The organism is Streptomyces griseomycini, assembly GCF_014203535.1.
Lineage (GTDB): Bacteria > Actinomycetota > Actinomycetes > Streptomycetales > Streptomycetaceae > Streptomyces > Streptomyces griseomycini.
The window spans coordinates 43,268-65,309 of sequence record NZ_JACHJI010000026.1 but is presented as its reverse complement, the minus strand read 5'-3'; the positions used below and the strand labels follow the sequence as shown (position 1 = coordinate 65,309).

The window sequence follows — 22,042 nt, the reverse complement described above, 5'->3', positions numbered from 1 at the left end:
GAAACAGCACCCACAACTCGTCCGGCACCAACCGCTCCACCAGATCCGTCATGCACGGCTCAACGAACGATCACGCCATCAGAAACGACGTCTAAACCGTGTCCTACGTGGTGAGGCGGACGAGTCGCTTGTAGCAGCACAGGGCGGCGGCGAGGCCGAGAAAGGCCAGGTAGTTGCGGGGGTCGCGTTCGTAGCGGGGGCTGAGGCGGCGATAGCCGGACAGCCAGGACATCGTCCGCTCGACGACCCACCTGCGGCGCCCTAATCGTTCGCTGGACTCGATTCCCTTGCGGGCGATGCGCACGCCGATCCGCTTCCCTCGCAGCCATCTGCGCAGGTCGGCCCGGTCGTAGGCTTTGTCCGCGTGTAGCCGCTGGGGCTTGAAGTGGCGGCCGCGGTGGGGGTCGTGTCTCGTTTGGTGGCCCTCCACCATCGGCTTCAGCCCTTCGCTGTCGTGGACGTTGCCGGCGGAGACGCCGACGAGGACGGGCAGTCCGTTCGCGTCCGACAGGACATGCATTTTGGAACCCGGCTTGCCCCGGTCCACGGGGCTCGGACCTGTGTGTTCGCCCCCTTTTTCGCCCTGACGTGGGCGGTGTCGAGGACGACGCGGGTGACATCGACCAGGCCGGCGTCGTCGAGCCGGTGCAGCACGGCCTCGTGGAGGCGGCCCCAGACACCGGCTCTCGACCAGATCAGGAACCGCCGGTGGGCGGTCGACTTCGATATCCTGAAGCAGGGTGGCAAAGCGCGCCAGGCGCAGCCGCTGACCAGCACATAGATGATCGCCACGAACAGCGTCTCAGCAGGTGTGTCTGGCGTTCCACCGCCCTGCGGCCGCACCTTCGACGGAGGAATCAGCGGCTTCGCGATCTCCCACAACCCGTCCGGAACAATCCAACTCCACGTACCCCGCCCCATGAACGGACCAACGACCGCCTCACCACGTAGGACACAATCTTACAAGTCATCTCATTTGGCGTGTTCGATAGCCTTCTGGTGTGGGGATCATTGAGCGGCTGGTGCCGGATGAGCTGTGGCAGTTGTTCAGCGGGTAGGTGCCGGAGGCACCTACCCGCCCGCAGGGCGGCGGCCGGCGCCGGCACGGCGACCGGGAAGTGCTGGCCGCGATCGTGTTCGTCGCGACGTCTGGCTGCACGTGGCAGCAGTTGCCGTCCGCCTCGTTCGGGCCGTCGGGAGCCACAGCCCACCGCCGGTTCACGGAGTGGTCGAAGGCCAGGGTGTGGGCGAAGCTCCACCGCCTGGTCCTCGACGAACTCGGTTCCCGCGGCGAGCTGGACTGGTCCCGCTGTGCGATCGACTCGGTGAACATGCGGGCCCTGAAAAGGGGGAACTGACAGGCCCGAATCCTGTCGACCGGGGCAAGTACGGCTCGAAGATCCACTTGATCACCGAGCGGACCGGTCTGCCCCTGTCCGTCGGCATCTCCGGTGCCAACGTCCACGACAGCCAGGCCCTGATCCCGCTCGTGCAGGGCATACCACCGGTCCGCTCCTGGCGCGGCCGACGACGACGCAGGCCCGGCAAGCTCCACGGTGACAAGGGCTACGACTACAACCACCTGCGGCGATGGTTACGCGCCCACGGGATCACGCCCCGGATCGCCCGCAAGGGAACCGACTCCAGCCAGTGGCTCGGCCGGCACCGCTGGACCGTCGAACGCACCAAGGCCTGGCTCGCCGGATGCCGACGCCTCCACCGCCGCTACGAACGCAAAGCCAGCCACTTCCTGGCCTTCACCAGCATCGCCTGCACCCTCATCTGCTACCGCCGACTCACCAAATGAGATGACCTGTTACTCGGGGCCGGTGTGAGTGACCACGAGGAATTGGTCGTTGGGCAGGTCCATCACGACCTGGGCGTCCGGCGTGCCTTGGGCGCGCTGGGCGGCGGCGTACTCCTCCGCGGGCCAGGAGCCGCGGGGTCCTCCGGCGGGGAAGCGCTCCAGGACGGTGCACTGGGGCTGGGCGGGCATCAGGGCTGATTTCCTTCGGTTGTGGCTGACGGTCACGGGTCGGTGTCCTCGGGGGCGGGCACGTCGCCGAACATGTCGTCCATCGCGCGGGTGACCTGGGGCCGGTTCTCGGGCCGGGTGGTATTGAGGACGGCGTTGGTGAGATCGAGCAGGTCGATGCCGTCGAACAGGTCGGTCAGGTCCGCGATGGTCTGCGGGTCCAGGACGACGTCGTCGTCGGTCCGGTCGTCGTCCAGGCGGCAGTTGAGGGCGTCGACGGCGTCGGCGAGCTGGTGGGCCCTGGCCGGGGTGAGGTCGATGCTGTGGCAGTGCTCCAGGTCCGTGCCGAGGGTTTCGGCCGGGCTGAGGTGGATGCGGATGCTCTGCCCGGGGCCGGGGGTGGCCTGGTGTCCGAGGCTGGTGAGGGCCTCGGCGAGGGCCGCGAGGGCGCTGTTGCGGTCGGCGGCCGCGTCCGTCACGGCCGCGGTGTCCCCGCTGTCCTCGCCGTCTTCGTTCTCCTCCGCGTCCAGCAGGGGCGCTTCCCAGAGCACCTCGAGGGATTCGACGTGCAGCTGGAGGATGCCGCCGGCGGTTTCGGGGAGGGTGAGGTGGCCGGTGACGCGCAGCAGGTCGCCGGGCTGCCGCTCGGTGAGCAGCGCGTGGACGATCTCCGGCTCCATGGTGGTGCAGGGGATGATCGCCTCTTCGGCCAGGTGGTCGGTGCTGGCGGAGCAGGACAGCCGCCAGCAGAGGATGTCGTCGTGGTCGTCGGGGACGGGGTCGGCGGTCAGGTAGCCGTCCAGGGCGAGGGGTATGGCGTCCATCAGCTGGCCTTTCCCAGAGTCTGCTCGTGGTGGGAGCGGGGGGTGCGGGGGCGGGTGGTGCGCTGGGCGAGGTCCAGCAGCTCGCGGTTGCGCTGCTGCTGGTCGGGGGTGAGCTGCTCGCGCCAGGGCTGGTAGGGCTGGGACCACATCGGGCTCGGCTCCGGGACCGGCGCATACGCCGTGCGGCGGCGGGAGCGGTCGCGGTCGGCCTGGGCGATCACGCCGATCCAGTCCGGGCCGAGCCGCGTCTGCAGGCGGCGGCGCAGGGTGCCGCGTTCGCGGGGCGTGGTGGCCGCCCACACCCCGATCCGGCTGGGGCCGGGGTTGGCCAGGGCCCATTTCAGGCAGCCGGCCGCGATCGGGCAGCCGGAGCAGGCGCGTTTGGCCCGGTCGATGTCCTGCTGCGCCGCGGGGCCGCTGGCCTGCTCGTGGGCGAACCAGTCCGGGTGGGCCTGGCAGGCCAGGGGCGTGTCGGTGTGGGGGAAGGCGATACGGGTGTCGGTCTCGTTCATCGGGTCACCGCCTTGCGGCGGGCGCCGGAGGCCAGCCGGGCGCGCAGGGCGGGCGGGATCTTTTTGCGCTGCTGGGCCCGGGCGCGGGCCTCGGCGCGGGCCTGGGCCGTCTCGCACGGCCCGCACGGGTCCTCGCCTCGGGCCTGGTGGCAGGCGTGTCCTTCGCAGGTGCCGTGCGGGGCGGTGATGTGGTGTGCGGTGGCCAGCCGATACAGGTCGTCGGGGGCGACGTCGGTGCGGGCTTGGATGGCGCGCTGGGTGTAGCCGTCACGCAGCAGGGTCAGGGCGACGGCCTGGCCGACGGTGAGTGCCGGCCGGTCGGTGAGGGGAGAGGTCGCCATGAAGGGTCCTTCCATGCATACGGGGGCGGGCGCCGGGCGTGGCCGACGCCGCGCAGAGGTGGGGGAGGAGAGAGGGGGGATCAGGCGTGGTCGTCGTCGTGCCGACGCTTGGGCTGGAGGTCGGAGGCGAACCGGCCGAGCCTGGCTTCGGTGGGATTCGCGGCGATCCAGTCCTGGGCGCACGCCTTGTGCACGGGCTCTCAGTAGTGGGACCGCATTGGTGTGGGCTTGTCGCACAGCACGCACGGCAGGTCCTGCCAGCGGTCGAAGTGGCGGGCATCCCGCCAGTCCAGCAGGCCGCCGGGAGCCGGGATGAGCCCCGGCTTGAACAGCGGCTTCTTGCCTCGCGTGCGGGTCACGGCCGGAAGCCGGGCAGCTGCTGGAAGACTTGCTGCACCAGGTCCGGCGACGGCCGCCAGGGGCCCAGCTGCCCGTCGGCGGGCACTGGCAGCGGCAGCTCGCGGATGTCGGCGAGTACCAGGTGCCAGGCGCCGGGCTGCGCCCACTCGGTACACGGCACCGACTCGTTGGGGTCCTGGTGGCAGTCGGTGATGCGAGCAACGCCGATCACCGCGCCCGTGACCAGGTCGCGGCCGCGGATCGTGCGGGCGATCAGCGGGATGCGCAGGGCGGGCCGGTCGATGGCCTTGCCCGCGTGCAGCAGCACCCAGCCGCGCCAGGACCACGCCCGGGGCCGGTTCTCGATCGTCTTGGCACCGGCTCCGGCCGTGATGCAGGCGGCGTGCGGTTGCTTGATGGTGATGCCGCGGATCCAGTCCCCTTCGGGCAAGGCGACGTTCATGCGGCTCGCCCCCACAGGGCCGTGCCCGGGCGGCCGGACCGGCGGCCGTTGACGGACCGCACCGTGGCGTGCGCGACGTCGGCGAGAACCGCGCGGCCGGAGTGCTTGCCGTCGTACAGGGCCGCGTCGGCGGCCCGCTGCAGCACGCTCAGATCACGGGAACCGACCGTGTGCGGGGTGGCGGCGCCGACCGAGGCGGCCACGTCGACCGCGCGGCCGTCGTCCAGGACGACCGGCGTGTGCAGTATGCGGACCAGCTGCGCGAGGCGCTGCTCCAGGCGCGCGGCGGGCAGTTGGAGAAGGACGGCGAACTCGTCGCCTCCGAGGCGTCCGGCGGCTGCGCGCGATCCGGCCCAGGCGGTGAGCCGGGCACCGAACGCGGCGAGGACGGCGTCACCGGCCGCGTGCCCGAACGTGTCGTTGATCTGCTTGAAGTGGTCGGCGTCGATCATGACCAGAGCCGTGTCGTCGCCGTGGCGGCGCAGGATCTGCCGGGCGCGGGCGGTGTAGGCGTCGCGGCGCAGCAGCCCGGTCAGCGGGTCCTTCCGGCTGGCGGCCAGACGGCGGTGCAGCGTGATGGCGTGCACGGTCCAGCCGGTCAACGGCACCGCGGCGGTGGTCAGTAACAGGGCGCGTTGCCCGATTCGGGCCTGAAAGCGCAGGACGGGATCCATACTGAGGACCTCCCTCTCGTCTCGTACGGGATGGGTGGACCCGGGACAGGCGAGGTCTGGACGCCTTGAACGCCTGTCCCGGGGGTCACTGCAGGTCGTGTTCGGCGCCGGCCGCACAAGGCAGCACAGCGCACGGGGCCGACCAGAACCCCGACCACAGACCCCGACCATGGGTCACGAACCGGTTACATCCGCTGGATGCCGTTGGTCGGGGTGGTGGCCGCCGTCGTGGTCGGGCCCGTGGTCGGATGGCGACCATGAGAGTCGGCCTGCCTGGGGCGGGCGCCGCCTATGCGGCCATCGCGACGTCAGGGCAGGTGACTTCTTCGCCGGTGAGGGCTTCGACCACCATGCCGACCAGGTCCCGGCCCACGTTCGGGGTGACGGCGTTGCCGATCATCTCGATGGTCTGGTCGCGGTCCCCGAGGAAGACGTAGGAGTCGGGGAACTCCATGGCGCGTGCGGCTTCGCTGGAGCGGATCATGCGGTAGCGGCACTGCTCGAGGCTTTCCGCGTAGCCGACCAGGCCGTGCCGGTCGCGGGTGGTCAAGGTGGGCATCGGCACGGTGGCGGGCTGGGTCTTGCTGGTGCCGTAGTAGGGCAGCAGCTCGTACGGGGCGTGGTCGGCGTAGACGATGCCGTGGTTGATGCCGCCCGCGGTCAGGGTCGACATGGGCTGGCTGGCCGGGCGGTGGGTGGATCCTCCGCCGTGCAGCTCGATCATGTACGGCTCGATCAAGTGGCCCGTTTCAGGTGCGCGGCGGTACCTCTCCCAGCCGTCGCGGATCTTGCGCATGGTGTTGGCGACTAGGGGAGTGCGCCGTTCGCCGATCGTCTCGGCGGGCAGCGTGAAGTCGATCGCTTCGGCTGCGGCCCGCACCTGCGGCTCGACGATCTGGTGGCGGCACTCCACGCGCGGGCAGCGGTAGACGTACTGGCCGGTCTTGATCCCGTACACGCCCCAGGGCCGCTCCGGGCTGCACATCCGGGTCCGTTTCCAGGACTGCAGGAGCTGGACATGTCCGTGCCGGGGGCAGGTGCCGTACGGGCGCAGCCACTTGCCGAAGTCCGGCGCGCGCTCGCCCTTGCGCCAGAACACGACATACATCCGCGGCCTCCTGGAGCGCGCCCCGGGCCCGGCGGCCTGGGCGTGCGCGGAGTCCAGGTAGATGACCCGGTACTCGTACGGGCCCCACAGGGCGACGCTGCGCAGCCAGGTGTCGAAGGCGAAGCCGGGGGCTTCCTCCGGTCCCCACCAGCGGGCGTCGGGCACGTTCTCCACGATGATCGCCTGGTAGCGGTGGTGTTCGGCGAACCGGGCGACGTCGTGCATGGTCGCCCGCGAGCGGATTGTGGCCTCGTCGGTGCCGTCGGTGGCGAACAGGCCACCGGTGAACTCGCCGTGGCCGCGCTTCTTGCCCTTGGCGCGGGTGTGGTTGGTGCACTCGGGGGAGGCCCACAGGATGTCCGTGCGCGGGTATTTCGTCGGCACGACCTGAGAGATGTCAGCGCAATCGTGGTCGGTGTCGGGGTGGTTGTACTGGTGCGTGTCGATGGCGTGCCGGGAGTGATTGGCGGCCATCACCACGCGCACACCGGGGATCTTGAGGGCTCCGGTGGTGGAGCCGCCAGCGCCGCAGAACAGGTCCGTCATGGTGATCATCTGACGGTCACCATTTGACGCAGTCTGGACATGCTTGGGGTGCTCCTTCTTGTCAGTTGTGCTCTGGCGTGGGGGAAGAGGTGGTGCTCCGGGGCGGCCGGGCCTTTATGCCGGCGGCCGCCCCGGGCGCTCGTGGCGAGCCGGGTGCGAGGTCGGTTCTCGGACTGACGCAGGACGTGGGCTCGTCGCTCGTTGAGTCAGGCGGCCAGCCGGTGTGTGGCCGGGGGTGCGATGTAGCTGCTGGGGTCCGCCGGCGTTCCCGTGGCGCACTCGTCACAGCAGCCTTGCGTCCGCAGCGGTGTTGGCGGAGTGCACTTGTTCCGTAGCTGCGGTATTCCAGTGCCAAGGCGCCACGGAAGCCGCTTGCCATCGCTTGTCCTCGGGGTAGCCAGCTGTGACTGAGCGGGGTAGTTGGCCGCGCGGAGTTGTGCCGGGCAAGCCCCCTTCGGGTACGGCTGGAGTCCGTCGCTAGGCTCCGGGCCCATGACCAGTGATTTGGGGTTCACCTGCACGTGCTGCGGGGCCCACCACCCTGAGCTGCCGATGAACTACACGGCCGAGGCCCCCGCCGTGTGGGATCCGGCCTTCGCCGACGCCGACGACTGTTTGCTCTCCACGGACCAGTGCGTGGTCCGCGCTCAGCACTACTTCGTCAAAGGCCTGATCGAGATACCGGTCATCGGCAGCGACGAGGCGTTCTCCTGGGGCGTCTGGGTCTCGCTCAGCCGAGAAAGCTTCTCCCGGGCCTCAGACCTGTGGGACAGACCCGGCCGCGAAACGGAGAAGCCCTACTTCGGCTGGCTCACCACCGATCTTCCGGTGTACCCGGCGACGACGCTCAATTTGAAAACGCGCGTCCATACCCGCCCGGTCGGCGAGCGCCCCTTCGTCGAGCTGGAGCCCACTGACCACCCCCTCGCCGTCGAGCAGCGCACAGGGATCAGCCTGGAGCGCGTGCGGGAGATTGCGTCGGCCGTGCTCCACGCCGGTGAGGGCGAGCAGCGGTAATGGCCGACCAGCCCGTATCGCCCGTCCCGGTCGCGCCTGCCGGCCTGAGCCGCAGGGCCCAGCGGTTCATCGAGACGGAGGGCATCTGCGTTCGCCAACAGGACATCCGGCGACACCACGACGCGTGGATCGAGCGCGGGATCCCCGCGGCAGAGATCGAACGGGCCACTGCTTTCCAGGACCGCTGGGGCGGCCTCGCCCTGCCGCCGGCCCCTTTCTACGAGGGTGGTCCGCGCATCCTGGACGCTGACTGCCCCGAAAAGACGCCCGCAGAAGGCTGGTCATTCCCGGCAGGAGACTGCCGGGTGTCCATGGCCTACAGCTTCATGATCGGCCCCGACGGTGCGTTCGGCATCGACGCCAACCGCTGGACGCCCCTGCATGCCAGCACTGACGGATGGGTGGAATCCCTGGCGCTCGCCGCTCATGCCCGCCGCTGGGCCACGACCGTCACAAGGGTCACGCGCAATGCCGTCGACGCACTGGATCTCGGCGAATTCGAGCCGGTCCCCGAAGTACAGGGTGTGACGGACTCTTGGTGGCGGGGCAAGGACTCCCTCATCGCCGTGTACCGGGGTGAGGCCGTGGGCCTTGGCGCCCCGCAATGCCTCGAAGCACACATCTACGGGGGTCTCGACGAGTGGGGCCTCCATGGCGGCTGACCCGCGGGCCTTGGAACTGGGTCTGCCTCTGCTCAGGTAACAGCAGGGGAAGGGAGGGGGCTGGCTCTGTTCCGCGGTGGCAAGGCAAGATCGACTGTGTGATACGCAATCCGCACGACGATGCCGAGTTGCTGACCTTGGTTCGCCGCTATGTCACGCCCGAGCGGCGCTACCTGAAGCTCGGCGGCGGCTTGCTGCGCATGCAAAGTCCTGAGTGCGACCGATTCATGCGAGATCTCCGTGAGGACGCAGGACTCATCACCGCCGATGAGATCGCCAAGCTGCTTGAAGGCGGCTGGCGAGAGCGGAGAACTGCGGCTTGGCTCATAGCTGTCTCCCGCCGGACCGAGTTCCGTGAGCGCCTCGGGGAACTCCTGCTGGCCAGCGAGGTCTGCTGCGCTGGGCTCGCCTACAGCGTGGCCCTGGCCAGTTTCGGAACGGCGCGCGACGCCGATCTGCTCGCCGCCTACCTGGATCGCTACCTCCGTCGTCCTGACCTCGGATACGACCAGACTGTCGTCATGGGCGCTCTCCAGTTCATCGACCTGAACCTAGGAGGGGGTCAAGCCGACCGCTTCCGGCAACCGGGGGGCCTGTGGCAGCAGTGGCTCCAGGATGCACCTCACATGCAGGGCGACTCGGACCCCACACCCTCCTCCTTGAGCCTCATTCGCCGGCTCTGCGCGTTCATCGATGAATGCGCAGAGGTGCGATGACCGGCCCCTTCTCCCGATGGTCTCTCTGGGCCGTGATCGCCGTCCGGGGGAGCGGTCAGATCTGTGTGCGGGACGCGATGTAGTCGAGCCAGTCGCGTCTGGCGTATCCGGTCCAGCGGGTGGCGTTGCTGATGCTGGTGCCGGTGAAGTCGGCGAGGACGGACGCGGGTAGGTCCGTGGCGAGCGCGAGACGAGCGTTGTTGCGGCCGGCGCGGGGCGCGATGCCGTGTCGGCGGAGCTTCAAATTGAGGTAGGTGGCTCCGAGAGGGCGGGCGGGCTCCTGGCCGGGGAACAGCCACGGTGTTGTGCTGGCTGTCTGATCGAGCTGCCAGCGTGCCTGGCACTGGTCGCGTTGCGCACGGACCAGTCGGGCAACTTCGGGCGGCAGCGGAAGACGATGGCCTGCGAGGTTAAGCGCCACCATCGCGTTGTCGTCTATGACGTCGCGCACGGTGAGTTCGAGCAGTTTGGTGTGCTGCAGCCCGAAGAGGAGCGTCAGGGCACCGGCCGTACGAACATCGAGAGTCAGAGAATCGTCGCCGAGACACCGGTGCAGTTGCTTGGCCTGCTCCTCGTCCGTCATGAAGACGCTGGGGGCGGCAATGCGTGCCCGGGGAACTACGAGCTCGCCGACAAGGCCCCGACCTCGCGCCCAGGTGACGAAGGCACGCACTTCACGACGTTCTACAGTTCCTTCCTCCAGCCACATCTCGAGTGCTGGCTGTGTGAGTTCCCCGAGAGCGGTGCCGTGTTCATCGAGCCAGTCGAGCAGTTCCAGGGCCCGGCGCAGTCGCGATCGCATCTGGTGTTGTGTGCTGGCGCGTAGCGGGCGGTGCCGGTGGCCCCGGCGGATGCGGTGGAGCAGATACCAATGGGTGAAGGGGGTGACGAGCTGCCGCTGAGGGAGCGGTGCCTGGGCCAAGAGGGCGTCCGCCCAGCGGGGCAGGGCCTCCAATCGTTCGTCGCGCGGCGGCAGCACCGCGGCGACGACGAGGACGTCGCGGATGTAGCGAGTGGTCGGCGTGTTGGGTAGATCGTCGATTTGTTGGTGGGTGATCTCCTCATCGGAAACGGCTAGCTGGGACAGGAGGGCGGGCACTCCGGCGAGGGTCAGCCAATGCGCCACTCTGCGGGGGTGTCCTGCGGCGGCGAGAGCCGAGTGGAAGTTCTGCCGCTGTGCGGGGACCGCTTGATCTTGTTCACCGAGAGCTTCGGCCAGTTGTTTCGTGGCGAAGCAACGGGTGCACAACTGCTCGCGGAAGATTCTGTCGCTCGTGCCGCAGCGCTGGCACGCGTAGGTGAGATCAACTCCGGCGCAGGGTCCGCAGATGCCGGCCCCTGCTTCGGTGGAACCGATGAGTGGACGTTGCTCTTCGCACTGAGCGCAGGCACCGGGGCGTGCGCGCACTGCCGCGTAGCAGTGTTTGCAGACCGGGCCCATCGGCCAGTAGGCGTGGACAGGACGGTCGTGGAGGCAGCGTGCGCATGGGCCCGTAGGGCGGGGACAGCAGCTCTGGCAGAACGGCTTGCCCGCCACCCTGCGCGCGCAGGTCCGGAGCCGGCCGCAGGAGGAGCAGGCGACCGGCGGAGCGTGATAGCAGCGGGAGCACAGATCGGGTCTGCCGTCGCCACCGCGCCGGTCGACCGTGCGTACTTCTCCACAGCTGCCGCAGCGGCGCTCAGGTTGTCGGTAGCAGCGTCGGCAGACCGGTCCGTCCGCCGAGATCGCTTGGACTGGGGCTTGAACTCCGCACCCGACGCAGGTGCGCTCAGGGCGTGGGTGGCATCCCTGACAGCGGACACTGCCGTCGGGCATGCGATAGGTCGCGCGGCGTACGCGACCGCACTGCCCGCATGCGGTGGCAACGTGTTTGCCGTAGCAGGTGCCGCAGAGTGGCCCGTTGGGGCCCCGCGCGTTGATCTTCATCCGTCGGTCGCAGCCTGAGCAGGTTTTCGGCGGCCGCACCCGACGAGCACAAGCCGAACAACAGTGTTCGGCCGGGAGGCGATGCGTGAGTTGGCGCGAGGTCTTACCGCAGCCGACGCAGGTCGGCAGGGTGACCGGGCCGTGCCCGGCGGCCGCCAGGGCATGCGCGAGCCGCACCAGATTCTGCGGAGGTGTCGGGCCCGGATTCGTCAAGGCGTCTGGGTGATCATGGAAATGGCGGGCAAGGGCGACGCAGGAACGTGCTGTGATCTTCCCGCGCTCTAGTGCCTCCGCAGCCTGCTCGACGGCCACCCCCATGAGCCGGGCGGTCAGGTGGGCAACGACCTGTCGGTGGGCCTCGTCGAGGCGGAGAGGACCGGTCATTCCGCGCCTGGGCGCCGGATCGTCGTGCGACGCGCCTGCGGCCGGGACACCGGCTGCTCACCGACGGTCTTTCGCACCTCAGCGTTGGCGACCTCCACCCGGATCAGGTCGTTGGGCTCACACGCGAGGATGTCGCACAGCGCGGCGAGCGTGTCCATGGACAGCCGTTGCGGTGTCTGGGTCACGAGACGAAACACCTGCTCACGTGACAGATGCACGCCGCGTTCGGCCAGCAGTGGAACGAGTTCCGTGGTCTGGAACATGCCCTTCTCCGCCATCCGGATCCGTAGCTGCCAGTCGATGCCCATCTTCCTGATCACGTTTCCTGCCCCCATAGATCGCCATGCCGGGCTTGCAGTGAGCGTCGCAGCAGCCGGTTTCGGAACTCGTCCGAGACGTGGCTGTAGATGGCCGTGGTGCTGGCGTAGGCGTGGCCGACCTGGTCCTGAACGAACTTCTCTGGATAACCGAACTCGATCAGATGGGTCACGTAGCTGTGCCGCAGCGAGTGCAGGTCCAGCTCCGCGGGCAGGTCGGCGGCCCGGCGCGCTGTCTCGAAGGCGCCGTTCAGCCGTCTCAGGGACATCCGGTCGCGGCGCTCGGTGATCCAGAACGCCGGGTGCTTGCCAGGCACAAAGGCGGGGCGGACCTCGCTGACGTACTGGTCGAGGACGTCCACGATCCAGTCCATCTCCGGGACGGTCAGAACGCTGCGGCGCTTGGGGGGCCCGCCTTTGGAAGCCTTGCCGTGACGGACGAGGATCGCTCCGAAACGGCCGTAGTCGGCGACCTTGGGATTCCTACGCAGGTCGCACAGGTCCAGGCTGCAGGCTTCCTGGCGTCGCAGGCCGAAGGCGTAGACCGTCTTCAAGGCCATGGCGTCGCGAAGGGCCGCGAGTGAGCCCTTGCGCCGTCGTGCGCGAATCTCCTCGACGCGGCCGTCGGCGGCGTCGAAAAGGGTCTGGACTTCGTCGTAGGTGAGCGGACGGCGTTCGGCGGCTCCTTCGTACTCACTGGTGTGGGTGATCGTGTTCCACTCGTGCAGAAGCTGGACCGGAGCCCGGCCGAATCGTTCGTTGCACGTGGACGGCCAGCCGTAGCGGGAGTCGGTGATGTAGTCGAAGAACAGCCGAAGGTCGTTCTGGTAGTTCCGTGCGGTCGATACGGCCAGCGGCCTGCCAGGCCGCCGGGTACGAAGATCGTCGAAGAATGCCTCCACCTCGGCGGGGTCCCATTGCCACGGGTACTCATTGGTAAATCGAGCCAGCCGACGGACCAGCGCGATCCGGGGGTTGATCGTCGACTCCCTCAAGAAGCGCGTACGCTGCTGCAGTGCCCAGCCTTCCAACATCGCTTCCAGGACGGCGGGTTCAGGGTCCAGGTGCACGACACCGTCGGCGAGGACCAGGCGCGCGGCTCCAGGCATGTCAACGACAACACTCACGATGCATCTAACGCATCATCGTTGAGTCGGTAACGGGTGCCAGGTCAGCGCATACCAACCAGCCACCGACCCGGCGCTAACCTGGGCGCCAACTGCAGCTCAGCGAGTTGGCGCAGCGCGAGATGTGTTGCATTTAATGCAATACGGCAGCCTGGAGGCAGAAGTAGTAACGGCACCTGCACTGGGGGCACGTGGACCTCGCGGCCATCGCCCGGTCCAAGGCCTCTTCCTGCGCGAGCGTCGGCACCCCCTTGGGCCGGGCAAGCGCCACGCTGTAGAGCCAGGCCCGGGTGGGGTGGATGCACGACTGGCCGGGCTGGTAGGCGCAGGCCCTGCAGCGCAGGACGGCGACCGGGTCGTGCCCGCCGGGGCTCAGGCCCAGCGCCCGCAGCTGACGGCGGGTGGCCAGGCCCTCGGGCGCGGCGCCGCGGTCGTGCTCCGGCAGGGCCGCGCCGGTGCGCGGCACGCGCGTGATCTCACGGCGGCGCCTGTGGCGGGTGCGGGGCATCACCGGCTCCAGGCGGCGGGCAGCGCTGCGCCCCGCCAGCGGGTGGGCCGCTGGCGGGGCGTGAGGTGAGGTGAGGCGGCCGGTCGGCTTGTCCGGTCCTCGCCCGCCCGCGAGCGGGTGAGCGAGGAACAGGCGGATCAACCGGAGGTCAGTCCCGGAAGGGGCAGCTGCTGTGCAGGTGCTGGTCGGCAGGCGCGGCCGGAATCGGGTACGGCACCGGGACATGGATCTTGGGCCGGACGCTGACCTTGCCCGGGCGACAGATAACGCGGCGACGCAGGGTCAGGCCGCGCAGGCGATCGGGGACAGGAACTCCAGGCGAGGGCAGCCGCGACGGGGCGGCCGGCCTGCGGGGCGGCCTACCCACCCTTGGTGTGCTGACCTGGGAGTTTCACGATCTCGGAACCCCGCGCCCCTATCTCTCCGAGAATCGCACACGCCAAGACGGCCGAAGTGCGAAGCAAGGAGGACTCGATGACGATCGGCGAGGTATGGCTGTGGACAGGACTAGGGGCAGGGGTCGCATGCCTGTGGCGGTGCGTTGAGGTCGTTGTCAGATCACGGGTTTGGATCGTGGAGGAGCGCGTCAGGCGCGAAACCCTAAGAGTGCTCAGCGAACGTGTGCAGGATGCGGAAGTGCGATCACGGCGGGGTCAGGATGAGGAGATTGTTGTCGTTCCTGTCCGCCAGGCTGTCTCTTGCGAAGACAATTGCGATCGTCAACTGGAGCAGCAGGACGAAACGGGAGCATGAATCGTGCCCCCTCCTCCCATGGAGTTCGCGGCCTTCTACAAGCAGGAGTTGCGACCAGTATTGATCTTCCTCTACAGCCAAGGGGCCACGTGGGACGATGCCTGGGACGCGGCACAGGACGCGTTCACTGATGCGCTGAAGAGTTGGGAAGAGATCCATACTCCTCGCTCGTGGGTTCGTACAGCCGCCATGCGCGCTGCCGCACGGCGTGACAAGCGCAGATCGACTGACGTTGCGTGCGCTGTGCGGGGTGACTGGCTTCCCCGGCCCATTTTCACCGACCTCGTGGTGTCTACCGAAGCGGCGCTGGTCATGCGGATGCTGCGTCGACTGCCCTCCCGGCAAGGTCAGGTCATAGCGCTGACAACGGACGGGTTCAAACCTCGGGAGATCGCCAGCATACTCGGCATCTCCTCTGCAGCGGCTCGCACCAATTTACGCTTGGCACGACGCGCCCTTGTGGTGATGCTTGAACAGCCAGACGCACGAGTCAAGCGAGAGGAGGAGGCGAGCCATGAGGGAAAATGATCCCGATCGCGCGCTGCGCGCCACGATGGAATCCTTTTTGGCTGCTCTGGAGTCCTCTGTAGATACAGATGCATCGCTCGCTCAGGTCTACGCCGCCCAGAGTGCAGGGCCCGTCTCGCCGGACCAGTACAGCGTTGAGTCTCGAAATCCCATTTCACCAAATCTTCAAGGGCGAATCCTGGTAGTTAATGACAACAAGACATTGCGACAGCTCATTCGGATCAATTTGGAGCTTGAAGGATTCGAAGTTCTGGCGGCGGCCTCCAAACTCCAAGCCCAGGAGACAACTCGGCAGGTGGAGTTTGATGTCGTGGTGCTCGAAATAATGCCTGATTATGAGGCAGTCGGCCAGATCATCGTCGGGATCGACCCGTCAATCAAGGTGATCCTCACCGGCGTGTCAACGCCTACTACAGAACCACCTTTTCCATTGCACGATCAAATTGCAAGACCCTTCGAAGTCTCGGATCTTGTATCCGCTGTTTCGAAAGCGATTGCGGCGCGCAGGCAGCCACGAGCAGCACCAGGCGAGGCCAAGAAGGAAACAGATTCACAGTGGATGTCATTCTCGCGGCCGACGGGGTGCTGACCGAGCAGCCGGTCAGTTGCCATAGCGCGTACAGGGCGGCGGGCGCGACGACGAGGTGGGCGGCCTGGTCGGCGAGGAACACCCGGATTGGGTGGTCGACTGTGCCCTAAAGTCCGCTGCCCTCACCGCTGCCGATGTCCGGGGCGGCGGAAAGGCCCTTGAGCGCGACGGAGACGATGTCGCCGGCGGCGTCCAGCATCATCACGATGAGGCTGAGTCCGGCGAACAGCGCGGCCGTTTTGATCCAGATGGCGACCTCGTGCCAGTTGGCGTGCCGGGCCCGGCCGACCTCCTCCCACCGCTGGTAGAGGAAGCCGCCCTCCTCCCAGGACTCCCGCCACGCGGTGCGCAGCCGCGCCAGGCGCTGCTTGCTCTTCTTGGCTGGCGGCAGCTCGAACTGGTCGAGGATGCTGTTCGGGCGGTGCTGGCCGTTCATCTGCCTGTCGTTGTGGGACATGGTGCCCTCGCTCCTTCGGCTGGGAAGTCGGTGGTGCGCGTGGTGGGTGTCCGGCCGGGTGGCCTGCCCCCGCGTCCGGCCCCCGGGCAGGCGGGGTTCGGGCGCGAGGCAGGGGACCCGGAGCGGTTACAGGCCGCGGGCGTCGGCGAGGCTGGCGGCCTGGTCGACCATGCGGAGTGGGACGCGGGCCGATCCGTGGGCGTCGTTGAAGGACGGCACGGAGTCCACGTCGTCGCCGAACTCGCGGCGGATCGCGTCCAGGAGCACGGAGGCGGCGCTGGCTTCCAGGCCTTTGTCGCCGCGGGCCTCGGCTCGGATGGCTCCGAGCATGCAGCGGGCGCCGTCCTCGTCGACCAGGGCGCCGGAGCACCAGCTGCCGGTGAGCAGCCGGTGGTGGGCGCGCTGCAGAAGGGCGGCGACCGGGGTCGGGTAGGAGGCCGGCGGCGGCTGGAGCGTCGGGGTCAACGGGACGGTGACGACGTCGGCCAGGTCCACGGGCTTGGTGGGGATGTGCGCGGTGTTGACCTCGTAGGCGACGGCCGCTTCGTCCAGGCGCGCGGTCATCGCCGCGTTCACCAGAGCGAGGCGTTCCTCGAGGGACAGTTCTGCTGGCGGCGCAGCGGCCTGGGTGGTGGTCGGGGCGGGGTGGTCTATGGCGGGGGAGAGCGAGGCATGGGACATCGGGGCTCCAGGCAGGGACGCCGAAGGGCGCCGCCGGTTGGTGTCCGGCGGCGCCCTTCGGCGTTGTGTGGCGGGGGTTTGGGCGTTCAGGTGTCACCGCACCCGCGCCCCGGGCATCCTCGGACCAACAAGCGCGGGGAAGGGGCTGGGGTGGAGTTCGTCTTCGAGTGCGGGTGGTGCGGCGAGGACAACTACTTGGTGGGCAAGCAGGTCGGCTTCTGGGTCGACAAGTGGGAACTCCCCTCTGAGTGGGACTGCTGGAACTGCGAGGGACTCAACGACACCCCGGACCCGCCGTGGACGGAGGCGTAGTCAGAGGCTGGAGAGCAGTCCGGCGAGCGAGGTGAGGCCGCTGTTGATGGTCGGGGCCAGGCCGGTCGCGGCGAGGGTGAAGCCGAACAGGGTGCAGGCCAGCGCAGAGCCGACGCGGACGTATCCGCCCTTGACCAGGAGGAAGACGATGATGCCGAGCAGCACGGCGGCGGAGATGGACAGGGCCACGGTGGTGGTGCTCCTTCGCAGGGGGTCGGGTGGGGCCAGGCGCGGCGCTCGGGCAGGCCGACCCCAGGAGATGGGGGTGTGATCAGGCGTCGGTGAGGCTCTTGATGGCCTCCAGCGCCTGGCGGGGAGAGGCGACCTGCTCGGAGCGGCGGTTGCCGCTCTTGGAGCCGCGCCCGCTGCCGCCCTTGCCGCCGCCTCCGCCGCGCCGGTGGGAGCGGCCCTCGCCCTCGTCGTCCTCGTCGGGCTCGGGCCAGAACTCGCCGGGCCGCACGGGCTCGTTCCAGTCGAACCACAGGCCGCGCTTCTCCAGCTCGCTGATCTCGTAGTCGGTGAGCCGGTTGACCTCGTCGGGGAACAGGTTGGACAGGTCGGTGTCGAAGTCGGCGTACAGCGACCGCATGAGCACGGCGCGGCCGTTGTCGAGGACGATGACCGCGACGCCGCCAGTGGAGACGCCGTTCTCCGGGTCGGCCTCGCCCTTCATGGCCCGCTCGATCGCGGAGCCTTCGCTGCGGGAGTAGCGGGCCGGGATGGTCGGCACGTCGTAGGCGTTCTCCATGGTGCCCTCCGCCGCCTTGCGGGTGGCGCCGGGCGAACCCATGTTGAAGATGACCGGCCTCGAGTTCTGGCGCAGGTTGTCCTTCATCTCCGTGGAGAAGCCGTTGTGCGCGAACGGCGACTGTCCGGCCGGGTTGAAGCCGATGCCGTACTTCAGCCCGGTGACCGTGAGGTCCTCGCCGTCCTTCTGGATGAACTCGCCGAAGTCGGAGTCCTGGGCGGCGGTCATGAACTCATCCGCGTACACGTTGAGCTGCCGGTAAGGGCAGCGCGTGTCGCCCGGCTTGTAGTCGTGCGGCTGGCCGTCGTGCGGCCAGGGCATCTCCGCCCGGATCTCGCACAGCGCCTTCGCCGCCCGCAGGGAGCGGGCCATCCACAGAGCGTTCGAGCCCTGCCGGTCGATGTACTTCCCGAGCACGGTGGTCTTTTCGTCCTTGCGGACGGTGGACAGCCACACCACCTGGCCGTCCAGGGACTGGGCGGCCATGTTGATCGCGAAGAACTGCGTCTTGCCGGAGCGGGACACCCCGAGGGTGAGGCCGTGGGCGGGGGCGTTCTTGTCGTGCTGGTAGACCATGGTCTTCACCGGCTGGCCGGTGATGGTGAACCCGCACACGTACATGCCCTTGGCGTCGGGGGTGAGCAGTTCGCGGGTGGCGGGGAAGATCTGCGACAGCGGCGGCTCGTCGAACGCGCTGATCAGGAACTCCGAGCCGTCGATGAGGACGAACACGCAGGAGTCGTCCTCGGGCAGCCCGAGCGCGCGGCAGACCTTGGGCAGGTCGATGCGCGGCGACTCGGTGGAGTCGGTCATCTTCGCCCGGTAGAAGGTCACCCCGCGCTCGTTGTCGCGGGTGGTGTGGACCAGCTCGGAGCCGGGGGCGCCGCCCTTGGGGCCGGCGACCCGGTCGATCCAGCGCTCGGCGTCGGTCGGCTTGGTACGCCGCCGGGCGTTGGCCTCCGGGATGATGAGGGCTTCCATCCAGCCGGGTCCGCCCTGGCAGCCGGGCTGGATGGCGACGTCCTTGAGGATGACGTCGGCCGCGGACACGCCGAATGCGGCTCCGACGATCTCGGGGGAGAGGCCGGTGATGGGCCGCCCGGTCTCCGAGGCACGCAGCAGCAGGGTGAGGTCGTGCCGCATGGCGGTGTGCCGGGTGGCCTTGACGACGTGGGTGCGGGCGGGCATCCCGGCGCGCTCCCACAGCATCCGCGCCTCGCGGGTGAGCTGGTCGGCTCCGTCGTCCGGCTGCGCCACGGTCGGCTCCGCGGCCTGGGCGAGCGCCGGCTGCGGAGCCGGGGCGGCGAGCGCGGGGCGGTGACGGCGGCGGGTGTGCCGGGAGAACGGCAGCACGAAGGAGCCGGCCGCCGCCCACCCGGCGGCGAGCAGTCCGTCCAGCCAGTACGGGCCGAAGCCGCCTGTGTGCCCGGCGGCGACGTCGACGGCGGCGGCCAGGACCAGCGGGGTCCAGCGCAGGATCTTGCGTCCGGCACCGGTCTCATCGCTCTTGGCGGCCAGGAAGATGCCGCCGATCCCGGCGGCGCCGGCCAGCTGCACGACCGAGTGGACGGGGCTGTCGGGGTAGAGGTTCGGGGCCACGGCCAGCACGGGCGCGGCGAGGGTGTAGGCGAGGCGCTCAAGCGCGACACTGCGCGGCGTGGTCACCGGCTTCTCCTTCGCAGAACGGGCACGGGCGGCCCCGCAGTCGCGGGGCCGCCCGTGGCGGGGGTGGTGGGTAGGGGAGCGGGGTCAGCAGTCGAAGAAGCCCGGCCTGGGCGTCTTCTCGCGCCGGTTGGAGCGGATGTCGTCCAGCGCGCCGTAGAGCTTGGCGTGGGTGCGCCGGGTCTCGTGGGTGAGGTCGACGGTCTCCTGGGCGGTGTCGGACAGCTTCCTCACCTCCCGGGCGGCGCCGTCCAGGGCGGTGGCCACGTTGGCGGTGAGGCCGACGAACTTCGGGTCCAGGTCGGCGTTCTCGATGTCCGTGGCGACGCCGTCGGTGTGCTTGGCGTTTTCCTGCATGCTGCGCCACAGTGCGAGAAGGTCGAGGGTGGCGTCGTCCATGGCCTTGCCGAGCTTGTCCAGCTTGGCCTGGACTGCCTTGTACCGGTTGTCGTCGTCGGCCACGGCGGGCGCCGTGCTGGTGTTGCGGGGTGCGAGGTCGCTGCTCAAAGCGGGGGTCCTCCCGTGCTCAGTCGTGGTGGGCGGCGGCCGACGCGTGCTTGAGGCCGGCGTCTTCCTTGGCGGCCATGTCCTCGCCGTAGATCCGGGCGACCATCACGGCCGCGAGCTTGGCGGCCTCCTTGGCGATGCCGCACTGCTCGGCACACCGTTCGGCCTGCGCCTTCATGGTGGTCGCGGCATCGGCCAGGTCTGCGATTAGGTCGGTCACCGCGGTGTCGATGTTGTGGTCGCCGACCAGGTCGGCGGCCATGTCCCGCAGGGCGTCGGCGACCTTGGCGAGGGCCTCCATCAGGGCTTCGGCACGCTCCTGGTCGGAGGCGGCCTTGATGGCGATGTTCGCCATCTCCATCAGGTACTGGTCGAACGTGATGTCCGTGCGGTGCTGGGCGGCGAGGCCGCTCGCGCCGGACGGCCTGCTGACCTCCGAGCTGCTCACGCTGCTCCCTTCCGTGCTGGTGGGTCGGCTGGTGCCGGGCCGTGCGGTGTGCTTCTCCGGCGCGGACGGCAGGCCCTTGACGCCGGTGGTCACGGCCGCGGGCTCATCGGGGACGATGTCCGCGTCGACGATGTCGTCCTCGCCCTTCGCGGCAGGCTTGGGCGGGCGGGTGTCGTGCTCGGGCCACTCCACCGTCGGGGTGGAGTCCTCCTCGCCGAACGGGCTGTCCGCCGAACGCTCATGGCGCCCGGTCCGGCGAGTACGGCGAGGACCATGGGTGTGGTCCTGCCGTCCGGCCCCGTCGGTGCCGGCGGTACGGCGCCGGAACCGGCGGCGCTTCTGCGAGCTGTCGGACGGCCCGTCATCGGCCTTTGCGTCCTTGCCCGGCTCATCGGAGGCCTTGCCGTCCTTCGCGGCGCTGGAGGGCCCGTCAGAGGCGTCCTTGGCGTCCTCCTCGCCCTTGTTGTCGGTGCCCTTGCCTTTGGCGTCTTCCTCCTTCTCTTTGTCCTTGGGCGGGCTGACTTTCTCGGTGCCGTCCTCGCCGTCCTTCGTGTCGGGGTGGCGCTTGTCCCAGCGACGCTGGGCCTCCTCCGTCATGGCCTCGCCGAGGGTGGTCCGGTCTTCGGCAGCCTTCGCGGCTTCCCGCTTCGCCTTCCTCGCGGCCTTCCGCTCGGCTTTCGCCCTGCGGCGCTCCTCCCGCTCCGCCTGCCGGTTGGCACGGTCCTGGTCGCGGTCCTTGCTGCGGTCGGCGAGGTTGGCGGCCTGGCGGGCGGCGGCGCGCTCCTGGCGGCCGCGGGCCCTCTCGGCCTGGGGGCTGGAGGCCGGCGAGTGCTGCGTCCTGCCGCCGTCGCCTTTCGAACCGCCCTTGCCGGCCCCGGAGCTACCCGAGCCGTTCTTGCCTGGGCCGCCCGAACTGCCTTTTCCTGTACCGGACTTGCCTCCGCCGGAGCCGCCAGAGCCGTTCTGGCGGCCTTTCGGGCTCCCCGACGACTCATTGCCCTTTGATGCGCCCCCACGGCCGCCAGCGGAGCGATCAGGGCCCTTCCCGGCGCCCTTGGGGGAGTTGCCGCCCCCGGAACCGCGACCAGTGCCGCCGGACCCGTTCGTTCCCGAGCCCCGCCCACCGCTGGTACCGCCCCGGCCCGAGCTGCCGGAACTGCCGCCGCCTCCGCGCGAGCCGCCCCCGCCGCCGGCCTTCGAACGGCCGCCCTTGTCAGCGCCCATGCTGGAGCTGGAGGACCGCGCCGCATCGGCCTTGCCGCGCGCCGCCGCCTTGTCGGCCTTCGCCTTCATCTGCGCGGCGTGGAACTTGGCGTTCTGCTCCATCACCGCGGTTTCCTGAGCGGTGCGGGATTCCAAAAGCGCGGCCTTACGCGCTATCTCCGCCTCCCGAAACGGCGCTTCCTCGGCGCGCCGCTCGCGCGCCACTTCCAGCCGGTATTCCAGCCACTCGCCGAGCCGATCGGCGAGAGAACGAGACTGAACGTATTCGCCTTCCTCGTATTCCTCGCCGTCACCGGAATCCGGCGCGCCGGGCATTCCCGCTTCCCGTAGAGCCGTTTCCGGGGAAATAGGACCACGGATAGGCGGAAGTTCCATTGCCGTATCCGCCGAGGATTCCGGAGGAACACCGCCCGAGCCGCTGTCGGACGGTTCGGAATAGAAGAAATCCCCGCCGTCGGGAGCGTCCGGCAGGCCGCCGGAATCGCCGTCCCGGGTGGGGAGGTGGACCACATTGCTGTCGGTGTCGTCGGACACGCGACCCCTCCTCCTGGGCTTGACAGTCGGCACCGGCCTCGCGTACGCGCGTGCGCGTCACGCGCGTCACGCGCGTCACGCGCGTCACGCGTCACGCGCGGCACGCGTTGGGATCGCCGAAGGGCCGCCCCAGGGATCGGGAGCGGCCCTTCGTGCGGG

At 69.2% G+C, this 22,042-nt stretch carries 26 protein-coding genes; 7 read left to right on the top strand and 19 right to left on the bottom strand.

Translation table 11 applies throughout. The features are described from left to right. Positions 1-103: 103 nt before the first annotated feature. A protein-coding gene (locus tag FHS37_RS36580; protein WP_184829293.1) for an IS5 family transposase occupies positions 104-921 on the bottom strand; the annotation gives its coding sequence in 2 pieces (ribosomal slippage) (positions 104-579 and positions 579-921; 819 coding nt in all). Between the two features lie 137 nt (positions 922-1,058). Between FHS37_RS36580 and FHS37_RS36575 the strand changes: the two genes are divergently transcribed. Next, positions 1,059-1,807 (top strand): IS5 family transposase gene (locus FHS37_RS36575; protein WP_229890101.1). Its coding sequence is split into 2 segments (ribosomal slippage): positions 1,059-1,343 and positions 1,346-1,807, totalling 747 coding nucleotides; the frame shifts between segments, so codons are not numbered across the junction. Positions 1,808-1,816: 9 nt separating this feature from the next. Here the strand turns inward: FHS37_RS36575 and FHS37_RS36570 are convergent. The 8 genes from FHS37_RS36570 to FHS37_RS36535 form a co-directional block, all read right to left on the bottom strand. Continuing rightward, positions 1,817-1,996 (bottom strand): DUF8839 family protein, encoded by a 180-nt coding sequence (locus FHS37_RS36570; RefSeq protein ID WP_184829289.1) that lies wholly within the window; start codon positions 1,994-1,996, stop codon positions 1,817-1,819. 32 nt (positions 1,997-2,028) lie between these two features. After that, on the bottom strand, positions 2,029-2,799 hold the full coding sequence (locus tag FHS37_RS36565; protein WP_184829286.1) for a hypothetical protein: 771 nt from the start codon (positions 2,797-2,799) through the stop codon (positions 2,029-2,031). Then, complete coding sequence (locus FHS37_RS36560; RefSeq protein WP_184829284.1) at positions 2,799-3,311, bottom strand: WhiB family transcriptional regulator; 513 nt, start codon at positions 3,309-3,311, stop codon at positions 2,799-2,801. Before FHS37_RS36560 ends, FHS37_RS36565 begins: the two co-directional genes overlap by 1 nt. Beyond that, positions 3,308-3,652, bottom strand: coding sequence for a hypothetical protein (locus tag FHS37_RS36555; protein ID WP_184829282.1), 345 nt, complete (start codon positions 3,650-3,652; stop codon positions 3,308-3,310). Before FHS37_RS36555 ends, FHS37_RS36560 begins: the two co-directional genes overlap by 4 nt. Positions 3,653-3,852: 200 nt before the next feature. Further along, a complete protein-coding gene (locus tag FHS37_RS40325) occupies positions 3,853-4,011 on the bottom strand; it encodes a hypothetical protein (protein ID WP_229890102.1) in 159 nt (52 codons plus the stop codon). Continuing rightward, entirely contained in the window at positions 4,008-4,454 is a 447-nt protein-coding gene (locus tag FHS37_RS36545) for an ASCH domain-containing protein (protein WP_184829280.1), read from the bottom strand. Before FHS37_RS36545 ends, FHS37_RS40325 begins: the two co-directional genes overlap by 4 nt. Continuing rightward, positions 4,451-5,128 (bottom strand): GGDEF domain-containing protein, encoded by a 678-nt coding sequence (locus tag FHS37_RS36540; protein ID WP_184829278.1) that lies wholly within the window; start codon positions 5,126-5,128, stop codon positions 4,451-4,453. Before FHS37_RS36540 ends, FHS37_RS36545 begins: the two co-directional genes overlap by 4 nt. A 289-nt stretch (positions 5,129-5,417) precedes the next feature. Beyond that, positions 5,418-6,791 (bottom strand): DNA cytosine methyltransferase, encoded by a 1,374-nt coding sequence (locus FHS37_RS36535; RefSeq protein ID WP_184829276.1) that lies wholly within the window; start codon positions 6,789-6,791, stop codon positions 5,418-5,420. A 543-nt stretch (positions 6,792-7,334) separates the two neighbouring features. On the opposite strand from FHS37_RS36535, the gene FHS37_RS36530 reads away from it, so the two are divergent. From FHS37_RS36530 to FHS37_RS36520, 3 genes are all read left to right on the top strand, one after another. After that, positions 7,335-7,799 (top strand): DUF2199 domain-containing protein, encoded by a 465-nt coding sequence (locus tag FHS37_RS36530; RefSeq protein ID WP_014677498.1) that lies wholly within the window; start codon positions 7,335-7,337, stop codon positions 7,797-7,799. Further along, positions 7,799-8,461, top strand: a complete 663-nt coding sequence (locus FHS37_RS36525) for a hypothetical protein (protein WP_184829274.1) — start codon at positions 7,799-7,801, stop codon at positions 8,459-8,461. The genes FHS37_RS36530 and FHS37_RS36525 overlap by 1 nt, the downstream gene beginning before the upstream one ends. A 98-nt stretch (positions 8,462-8,559) precedes the next feature. Continuing rightward, positions 8,560-9,177, top strand: a complete 618-nt coding sequence (locus FHS37_RS36520) for a DUF6000 family protein (protein ID WP_184829272.1) — start codon at positions 8,560-8,562, stop codon at positions 9,175-9,177. A gap of 55 nt (positions 9,178-9,232) precedes the next feature. Here FHS37_RS36520 and FHS37_RS40320 read toward each other — a convergent pair whose 3' ends face one another. From FHS37_RS40320 to FHS37_RS36500, 4 genes are all read right to left on the bottom strand, one after another. Continuing rightward, on the bottom strand, positions 9,233-10,303 hold the full coding sequence (locus FHS37_RS40320) for a hypothetical protein (RefSeq protein ID WP_229890103.1): 1,071 nt from the start codon (positions 10,301-10,303) through the stop codon (positions 9,233-9,235). 1,181 nt (positions 10,304-11,484) lie between these two features. Then, positions 11,485-11,808 (bottom strand): helix-turn-helix domain-containing protein, encoded by a 324-nt coding sequence (locus FHS37_RS36510; protein WP_229890104.1) that lies wholly within the window; start codon positions 11,806-11,808, stop codon positions 11,485-11,487. Then, positions 11,805-12,932: a tyrosine-type recombinase/integrase gene (locus tag FHS37_RS36505; RefSeq protein WP_184829267.1), complete on the bottom strand. Its 1,128-nt coding sequence runs from the start codon at positions 12,930-12,932 to the stop codon at positions 11,805-11,807. The genes FHS37_RS36510 and FHS37_RS36505 overlap by 4 nt, the downstream gene beginning before the upstream one ends. Positions 12,933-13,065: 133 nt before the next feature. Continuing rightward, on the bottom strand, positions 13,066-13,440 hold the full coding sequence (locus FHS37_RS36500; RefSeq protein ID WP_184829265.1) for an RRQRL motif-containing zinc-binding protein: 375 nt from the start codon (positions 13,438-13,440) through the stop codon (positions 13,066-13,068). A 771-nt stretch (positions 13,441-14,211) separates the two neighbouring features. On the opposite strand from FHS37_RS36500, the gene FHS37_RS36495 reads away from it, so the two are divergent. Further along, on the top strand, positions 14,212-14,721 hold the full coding sequence (locus tag FHS37_RS36495) for a sigma-70 region 4 domain-containing protein (RefSeq protein WP_184829263.1): 510 nt from the start codon (positions 14,212-14,214) through the stop codon (positions 14,719-14,721). Beyond that, entirely contained in the window at positions 14,708-15,310 is a 603-nt protein-coding gene (locus FHS37_RS36490; RefSeq protein ID WP_184829312.1) for a DNA-binding transcriptional response regulator, read from the top strand. The genes FHS37_RS36495 and FHS37_RS36490 overlap by 14 nt, the downstream gene beginning before the upstream one ends. A 106-nt stretch (positions 15,311-15,416) precedes the next feature. Here FHS37_RS36490 and FHS37_RS36485 read toward each other — a convergent pair whose 3' ends face one another. After that, positions 15,417-15,767, bottom strand: a complete 351-nt coding sequence (locus tag FHS37_RS36485) for a hypothetical protein (protein WP_229890105.1) — start codon at positions 15,765-15,767, stop codon at positions 15,417-15,419. Positions 15,768-15,893: 126 nt separating this feature from the next. Beyond that, positions 15,894-16,448 (bottom strand): DUF6197 family protein, encoded by a 555-nt coding sequence (locus FHS37_RS36480; protein WP_184829261.1) that lies wholly within the window; start codon positions 16,446-16,448, stop codon positions 15,894-15,896. Positions 16,449-16,598: 150 nt separating this feature from the next. Here FHS37_RS36480 and FHS37_RS36475 point away from each other — a divergent pair, with 150 nt between their 5' ends. Further along, positions 16,599-16,760, top strand: a complete 162-nt coding sequence (locus FHS37_RS36475) for a hypothetical protein (protein WP_167381345.1) — start codon at positions 16,599-16,601, stop codon at positions 16,758-16,760. Here FHS37_RS36475 and FHS37_RS36470 read toward each other — a convergent pair whose 3' ends face one another. From FHS37_RS36470 to FHS37_RS36455, 4 genes are all read right to left on the bottom strand, one after another. After that, positions 16,761-16,949 (bottom strand): hypothetical protein, encoded by a 189-nt coding sequence (locus tag FHS37_RS36470; RefSeq protein ID WP_184829259.1) that lies wholly within the window; start codon positions 16,947-16,949, stop codon positions 16,761-16,763. It abuts the gene before it with no gap. 82 nt (positions 16,950-17,031) lie between these two features. After that, positions 17,032-19,173 (bottom strand): chromosome segregation protein ParM, encoded by a 2,142-nt coding sequence (locus tag FHS37_RS36465; RefSeq protein ID WP_184829257.1) that lies wholly within the window; start codon positions 19,171-19,173, stop codon positions 17,032-17,034. Between the two features lie 84 nt (positions 19,174-19,257). Beyond that, entirely contained in the window at positions 19,258-19,677 is a 420-nt protein-coding gene (locus FHS37_RS36460; RefSeq protein WP_184829255.1) for a conjugal transfer protein TraB, read from the bottom strand. 19 nt (positions 19,678-19,696) lie between these two features. After that, positions 19,697-21,883, bottom strand: coding sequence for an ATP/GTP-binding protein (locus tag FHS37_RS36455; RefSeq protein ID WP_311136979.1), 2,187 nt, complete (start codon positions 21,881-21,883; stop codon positions 19,697-19,699). Positions 21,884-22,042 lie beyond the last annotated feature (159 nt).